This is a genomic window from Collinsella aerofaciens, assembly GCF_040926405.1.
Classification (GTDB): domain Bacteria; phylum Actinomycetota; class Coriobacteriia; order Coriobacteriales; family Coriobacteriaceae; genus Collinsella.
This window is the reverse complement of sequence record NZ_JBCOIG010000012.1, coordinates 51,033-57,448: the sequence shown is the minus strand read 5'-3', so window position 1 is coordinate 57,448 and position 6,416 is coordinate 51,033. Positions and strand designations below refer to the sequence as shown.

The 6,416-nt window shown below is 59.7% G+C and carries 7 protein-coding genes; 1 reads left to right on the top strand and 6 read right to left on the bottom strand.

Going from position 1 to position 6,416, the window contains the following annotated elements; genetic code table 11:
- Positions 1 to 167: 167 nt before the first annotated feature.
- The gene (locus AB5758_RS05890) at positions 168 to 1,166 is read left to right on the top strand and encodes a bile acid:sodium symporter family protein (protein ID WP_368141097.1); all 999 of its coding nucleotides are present in this window, start codon (positions 168 to 170) and stop codon (positions 1,164 to 1,166) included.
- A 30-nt stretch (positions 1,167 to 1,196) separates the two neighbouring features.
- Here AB5758_RS05890 and AB5758_RS05885 read toward each other — a convergent pair whose 3' ends face one another.
- The 6 genes from AB5758_RS05885 to AB5758_RS05860 all read right to left on the bottom strand — a co-directional run bounded on the left by AB5758_RS05885 (position 1,197) and on the right by AB5758_RS05860 (position 6,385).
- Positions 1,197 to 1,994, bottom strand: coding sequence for a DUF4931 domain-containing protein (locus tag AB5758_RS05885; protein WP_368141096.1), 798 nt, complete (start codon positions 1,992 to 1,994; stop codon positions 1,197 to 1,199).
- A gap of 3 nt (positions 1,995 to 1,997) precedes the next feature.
- A complete protein-coding gene (locus AB5758_RS05880; RefSeq protein ID WP_349074597.1) occupies positions 1,998 to 2,675 on the bottom strand; it encodes a copper homeostasis protein CutC in 678 nt (225 codons plus the stop codon).
- A 175-nt stretch (positions 2,676 to 2,850) separates the two neighbouring features.
- Positions 2,851 to 3,564 (bottom strand): ABC transporter ATP-binding protein, encoded by a 714-nt coding sequence (locus tag AB5758_RS05875; protein WP_006234438.1) that lies wholly within the window; start codon positions 3,562 to 3,564, stop codon positions 2,851 to 2,853.
- Positions 3,565 to 4,425, bottom strand: a complete 861-nt coding sequence (locus AB5758_RS05870; RefSeq protein WP_055310550.1) for an ABC transporter ATP-binding protein — start codon at positions 4,423 to 4,425, stop codon at positions 3,565 to 3,567.
- Positions 4,415 to 5,494 carry a branched-chain amino acid ABC transporter permease gene (locus tag AB5758_RS05865; protein WP_349074593.1) on the bottom strand — a complete coding sequence of 360 codons (1,080 nt, stop codon included), beginning with the start codon at positions 5,492 to 5,494 and terminating at the stop codon, positions 4,415 to 4,417. The genes AB5758_RS05870 and AB5758_RS05865 overlap by 11 nt, the downstream gene beginning before the upstream one ends.
- 9 nt (positions 5,495 to 5,503) lie before the next feature.
- A complete protein-coding gene (locus AB5758_RS05860; RefSeq protein ID WP_040358647.1) occupies positions 5,504 to 6,385 on the bottom strand; it encodes a branched-chain amino acid ABC transporter permease in 882 nt (293 codons plus the stop codon).
- Between the last annotated feature and the right edge of the window lie 31 nt (positions 6,386 to 6,416).

The following is a 6,416-nucleotide window of genomic DNA, read 5'->3' as shown; positions in this document are numbered from 1 at the left end:
TATTATACCGTGCGGCGCGGACGCAAATCGCCGCAGCACGCCGCGGTTTCGGTAAACGATGCCGGTAATAGCCTCGAAATAATCGAGCGTTTCAGCCGCACGGACGCATACGAGCGTCTAGCATATCCATACAAACGAGTTCGCGGATAAAGGGAGTCACGGGACATATGAAGCAATGGACTGGACTGGGAAAGTTCCTCGCGGGGCATATGCAGGCCATCGTTCCGATTTGCGTGGCGCTCGGCGTGCTCTTTCCCCAGCAGATTGGCGTGCTCAAGCCCATTGTTCCCGCCCTCTTCGCCTTTATGACGTTTCAGGGTGCGCTCAGCAACACCTTCCACCAGGTAGCCGAGGTGTTCCGCCGTCCCCTGCACCTGATTTTGGCACTGCTCGTCTCGGCGGCGCTTATTCCCATCGCGGCCTATGCCATGGGATCGTTATTCTTTGGCTCCAATCCCAACCTTGTCTGCGGCATCGTGCTCGAGTACAGCGTACCCGTGGCGGTCACTGCCTTTATGTGGATTAGCATGTTCGGCGGCAACGGCCCGCTCGCGCTCACCATCATCCTGACGTCCTCGGTTATCTCCCCTATGACGATTCCGCTCACGCTCAAGCTCCTGCTGGGCGCCACCGTCTCGATCGATGTGCCGAGCATGATGCAAGACATGGCCTTTATGATCGCCATCCCCGCCGTGCTCGGCATCGTGATCAACGAGCTCACGCGCGGATGGGGGCACGAAAAACTCTCCCCCGTGCTCTCGCCCGCCTGCAAATTCATGATGATGGGCGTTATCGCCTCCAACTCCACCGCCATGAGCGAGTACGTGCTGCACATGAACGCGGTGCGCTTGGAAGTCGCCCTCTTTATTTTGGTCTTCGCCATCAGTGGCTTTGTCGTCGGTTTTCTGGTCGCCCATACGCTGCATCTGCCATATAGCGAGACGACCACCATGTGCTTTACCTGCGGCATGCGTAACATCTCTTCGGGCGCCGTCATCGCCACGCAGTACTTTCCGGGCGAAGTCGTGTTTCCCGTCATGTGCGGAACGCTGTTTCAGCAGGTACTCGCCTCGCTTATCGGGCATCTCTTTGAGCGTCTGACCGGCGAGGAGCGCGCCGCCCAGCGCAAGCGCGTCGAAGCCGGCCGCAGCGTAATGGCGAAATAGCCAGCCACAGGCGCGAGGCCGAGCCCTTGGCTATGCAAGCGCCTCCAGGCGTGCGCGCAGGCGCTCAGCATCGATATCGAGCGTCGTCTCGGCATTGACCTGGGCCAAACGATAGCCCACAAAGTAGGGCGAAACCACCCAACGTGGAAGCGCCTTGGCAATGGTCCGACCGCCCAAGTGATAGAAAAACAAGTTGTACGACTCTGCGCGACCACCATGGTGCTCGTTCAGGATATAGCGCAGGGCCACCTGAATCGCATCGGCGAAGAGGTCCGTCTCGGCTTGGTCTCTCGTGTCATCGCTGGCGGCGATTCCCTGCGGAGCCGAGACGTTGACCTCGAAGAATCCCATGATTGGCTCGGTTGAGATGTTGACCGAGATTCTCCCCTGTTGCCAGACATTGATGCCTTCAAAGTTGGCTGAGGTCAACGCCGCATAGCCGTCCTCCTGTTCCAAGCCCACAATCTGCATGTGTGGATGGACGAGGCTGCCGCCCGAAAGCGGGCCTTTGTTCTTGTACATGAGCACACTGCGGTACTGTTGGGAATCGATCATCTGCTGCCAACAGCCCAGGGCAAACCGCATCACATGATGCAGCTCATCCGGTTCATAGGTCACCAGGTCGGCGTCGTGATTGGCCGACTCGATCAATACGGTCTGACGGGTGGCCCGCAAGGTCTTGAACTTATTCTCGAGCCAGATGCAGTCACCATCGCGCTGGATGATGTTGGCGAGCCCCTCCGTGTCGCAAAAGGGGCACGCGGTGCCAGGGCGACGGTTATCGTCGGGCTTGCCGTTCGCCTGCTGAACGTCAAATACCAGCGCCACGGACTACGCCTCCAGCGGCACGATCTTGGTTCCATGGAGCTCGGAGACGCCTAGCGCCGCCGCGACCGCGTCGCGATTTGCCGTGGTAATGCCGCCGCCTGGAAGGATGGTCAAACGATCGCCCGCGTACTCAATCAAGCGGGCCAGGTTTTCGAAGTTGTCCTCGATCGACGTACCGGCAGCACCACCGTGCGTCAGAATGCGCGTAACGCCGCAATCGGCAAGTGTATCAATCGCATCGAGCTGAGCCTCGGGCGAGAGCTGGTCAAATGCCATGTGGAAGGTGATGTCAAGGGGCTCGCGCTTGCACTCCTCGGTCGCGCAGCCCGTAGCCATAACGAAGGCGCCGAGGGTGAGCTCGTCGAGCGCCCAGCCGCCGGCACAGGGCTTGCAGCAGCCAAAGACCAGGCCGTCAACGCCGGCACTCACAGCAAGGCCCAGGTCCATCTCCATCATGCGCAGCTCATCCTGGTTGTAGTGAAAGTCGCCGCCACGCGGACGGATCATGCACATCACCCGTGCATCGTGTTCGTGGGCATAGTTGGTCGTAGCGCTGATAACGCCGGCCGAGGGCGTGGTACCACCGACGGCAAGGTTATCGCACAGCTCGATGCGCCCCGCACCGGCCTCGATAGCCGCCGGCACCCGCTCAAAGTTCTCGGCACAAAACTCGTACAGCATAGATAGGCCCCCAAAGACAGCAGATGTTTTCCGACGGGCATTGTCACACATCCCCATGAAGTTGCGGTGGAATAGGGACTGTTTTGGCGTCTAGCGCCCCCATTTAGTCCCTATTTCACCGCAACTTAAAAGGGGGCGCTGACCGGGTTGGTCAGCGCCCCCTTTGTTGAATGGATTAACCGCCCAGATAGGCCTTGCGGACGTTATCGTCGTGCAGCAGCTCTTGACCGGTGCCGGTCATGGTGATCTTGCCGGTCTCGAGTACATAGCCGCGTGTAGCGATGGAAAGTGCCATCTGCGCGTTCTGCTCGACCAGAAGCACCGTGGTGCCGGCCTTGTGCAGGTCCTCGACGATCTGGAAGATCTGCTCAATCAGAATCGGCGCCAGACCCATGGAGGGCTCATCGAGCATGAGCAGCTTAGGGTTGCTCATAAGGGCGCGGCCCATAACGAGCATCTGCTGCTCGCCGCCCGAAAGGGTGCCGGCGACCTGGCGACGGCGCTCCTTTAGGCGCGGGAACTGCTCGTAGACGCGCTCGAGGCCCGGAGCCACCGTGGACTTGGGCTGCGTATAGGCACCCATTTCCAGGTTCTCCTCGACCGTCATCTGCAAAAAGGCGCGACGGCCCTCGGGAACCTGAGCCAGGCCCTTGCCCACCAGCTTGTCGGCAGGCGTATGGGTAATGTCCTCGCCCATAAACTTGATGGAGCCGGTCTTGGAACGCAGCAGGCCCGAGACGGTCTTAAGCGTCGTGGACTTGCCGGCGCCGTTGGCACCAATCAAGGCCACGATCTCGCCCTCGTTGACGTTAAAGGAGATGTCCTTGATGGCGTGGATGGCGCCGTACCAGACGTTGATGTTGTAGACGGAAAGCATCGGCTCTGCCATTTAGTTCTCCCCCTTATCCTGCTTGCCCAGATATGCCTCGATAACGGCGTCGTTGTTCTGGATCTCCTCGGCCGTACCCTTGGCAATGACCTTGCCAAAGTTGAGCACGCAGATGCCCTCGCAGATGTTCATAACGAGCGACATATCATGCTCGATAAGCATGATGGCGATGCCGAAGGTGTCACGAATCTTGACGATGTTCTCCATAAGCTCCGCGGTCTCGGACGGGTTCATGCCGGCGGCAGGCTCATCGAGCAGCAGCAGCTTGGGGTTGGTGGCAAGCGCGCGGACGATCTCCAGACGACGCTGTGCGCCGTAAGGCAGCGATCCGGCCTGCTCGTTTGCCAGATGCTCCATATCAAAGATGGACAGCAGCTCCATGGCGCGCTCGTGAGCAGCCTTCTCGTGCTTCCAATACGTCGGCAGGCGCAGCACGCCCTCAAAGCCGGAGTAACGCTCCTGGTTATGCAGGCCGACCTTGACGTTATCCTCCACCGTCATGGTGTTGAATAGGCGAATGTTCTGGAAGGTACGGGCAATACCCATGCGGTTGACCTGGTAGACCGACTTGCCCGAGGTGTCCTCGCCGTCGAGCAGGATGGTGCCATGCGTGGGCTGGTACACCTTGGTGAGCAGGTTGAAGACCGTGGTCTTGCCGGCGCCGTTGGGACCGATCAGACCGGCGATCTCGGTCTTGCCGATAGTCAGGCTAAAGTCGTCGACTGCCTTAAGGCCACCGAACTCAATGCCCAGGTGGATGCACTCGAGTGCAGGGCGCTCGCCCAGGTCACGATCGGGAACGATGGCGCCAGAAGGATACGGGACCATCTTGCCCTTCTTGAACTCAAATTTACTGGGCATCGGCTGCCACCTCCTTCTTGGAAGCAAAGCGGTCCTTAATGCGTGCGAAGAACGCCTTGAGCTGTGGGTTGTTAGTAAAGACCATGACCAGAATCAACACGATGGCGTAGATGAGCATGCGGTAATCCGAGAACTGACGGAGCAGCTCGGGGAGCACCGTGAGCAGCGCCGCGGCGATAACGGAGCCGCGCATATTGCCCAGGCCGCCGAGGACCACGAACACCAGAATGAGGATGGACGTATTGAAGTCGAACTTAGTGGCGGAAAGCTGCGAGAAGTTACCGCCGAACAGGGCTCCGGCAGCGCCGGCGAGGGCAGCGGAAACCACGAAGGCGATCATGCGGTACTGGGTGACGGAGATGCCCACAGACTCGGCAGCGATCTTGTTGTCGCGCACGGCAATAATGGCACGACCGGTACGGCTGCGAACCAGGTTGAGCACAATCACGAGCGCGACCATAACCAGGATTGCGCCGGCAAGGAAGGTCGAATAGGTCGACACGCCCGATGCGCCCTGCGCGCCCTTGATGATGGCGGTGCCGTCCTCGAGCAGGTGCAGGTCGTCGATCGTGGAGTTACCCGTGATGTTAAAGATCACATGCAGGCCGCGGGAATCGACGCCCACAATGAGGCAGGTGACGACCTCTTTGATGATCTCGCCAAAAGCCAGGGTCACGATGGCCAGATAGTCGCCGCTCAGGCGCAGGACCGGGATGCCGATCAAGAAGCCCAAGATGCCAGCGGCGATAGCGCCGACCACAATGCTGATGATCAGACGCATCGGATCGGACGGAACGGTGCTCTCCAGCGCGACGGCAGTGACGATGCCCGTATAGGCACCGACGCTCATAAAGCCCGCGTGGCCCAGCGACAAGTCGCCCGCGATGCCGACGACGAGGTTAAGGGAGATGGCCATGACGATATAGGCCGTGATGGGAACCAGCTGACCGGCGATCATGCGCGGGATCATGTGGTTGGACTGCATAAAGAACACGATGGCGAACGCCACAACGCACATGGCGTACGTGACAAAGTCGTGACGCGTCTGCTTGTCTTTAAGAAACTTCATAACGCTCACCTACACCTTCTCGGGGACGTACTTGCCCAAGAGGCCGGCAGGCTTGACGAGCAGGACGATGATCAAAACACCAAAGACGATGGAGTTGGCAAGGCTCGTGGAAATGTAAGCCTGCGCCATCGCCTCGATGATGCCGATGAGAATACCGCCGACAAAGGCACCGGGGATGGAGCCGATGCCGCCGAAAACGGCAGCGTCGAAGGCCTTGATGCCAGGCATGGCGCCCGTGGTGGGCTGCAACACCGGCGAGTAGGAGCACAGGAGCACGCCGGCGATGGCGGCAAGGGCGGAGCCGATGGCGAACGTCATCGAGATGGTGCGGTTGACGTTGATGCCCATGAGCTGAGCGGCGGCCTTGTCCTCGGACACAGCGCGCATGGCCTTGCCCATCTTGGTCTTACCTGTAAAGAACATCAGGCCGGCCATGATAACCAGGCAGGCGACGATAGTGACGAGCGAGACGGCGCTTACGTTAAACTTGGCCAAGAACTCCGGCACCGGGAAGGTGACGAGCGAAGTGAAGTTCTTGGGCGTGGCGCCCCACAGAAGCTGCGCGGCGTTCTGCAGGAAGTAAGACACGCCGATGGCCGTGATCAGAACGGCCAGCGGGCCTGCTTGGCGCAGCGGCTTATAGGCCAGACCCTCAATGAGAACACCGAGAACCGTGCAGACCACACAAGAGAGAACTACAGATGCCCAGCCCGGGAGGCCGAGATACGACGTGGCGCAGAACGAGACATAGGCACCGACCATGATGACATCGCCGTGAGCGAAGTTGAGCATCTTGGCGATACCGTAGACCATGGTGTAGCCCAACGCGATGATGGCGTAGACGCTGCCCATGGACAGGCCGTTGACCAGGTATTGGATAAAGACCGTCATGTTCCACATCCCCCTTTCGAATAGGTTTCCA

Excerpts from the sequence above, each read along its gene's own strand:
- AB5758_RS05890 (WP_368141097.1), top strand. The coding sequence starts at position 168 with ATGAAGCAATGGACTGGACTGGGAAAGTTCCTCGCGGGGCATATGCAG.
- AB5758_RS05880 (WP_349074597.1), bottom strand. The coding sequence starts at position 2,675 with ATGCTGTACGAGTTTTGTGCCGAGAACTTTGAGCGGGTGCCGGCGGCT.
- AB5758_RS05875 (WP_006234438.1), bottom strand. The coding sequence starts at position 3,564 with ATGGCAGAGCCGATGCTTTCCGTCTACAACATCAACGTCTGGTACGGC.
- AB5758_RS05870 (WP_055310550.1), bottom strand. The coding sequence starts at position 4,425 with ATGCCCAGTAAATTTGAGTTCAAGAAGGGCAAGATGGTCCCGTATCCT.
- AB5758_RS05865 (WP_349074593.1), bottom strand. The coding sequence starts at position 5,494 with ATGAAGTTTCTTAAAGACAAGCAGACGCGTCACGACTTTGTCACGTAC.
- AB5758_RS05860 (WP_040358647.1), bottom strand. The coding sequence starts at position 6,385 with ATGACGGTCTTTATCCAATACCTGGTCAACGGCCTGTCCATGGGCAGC.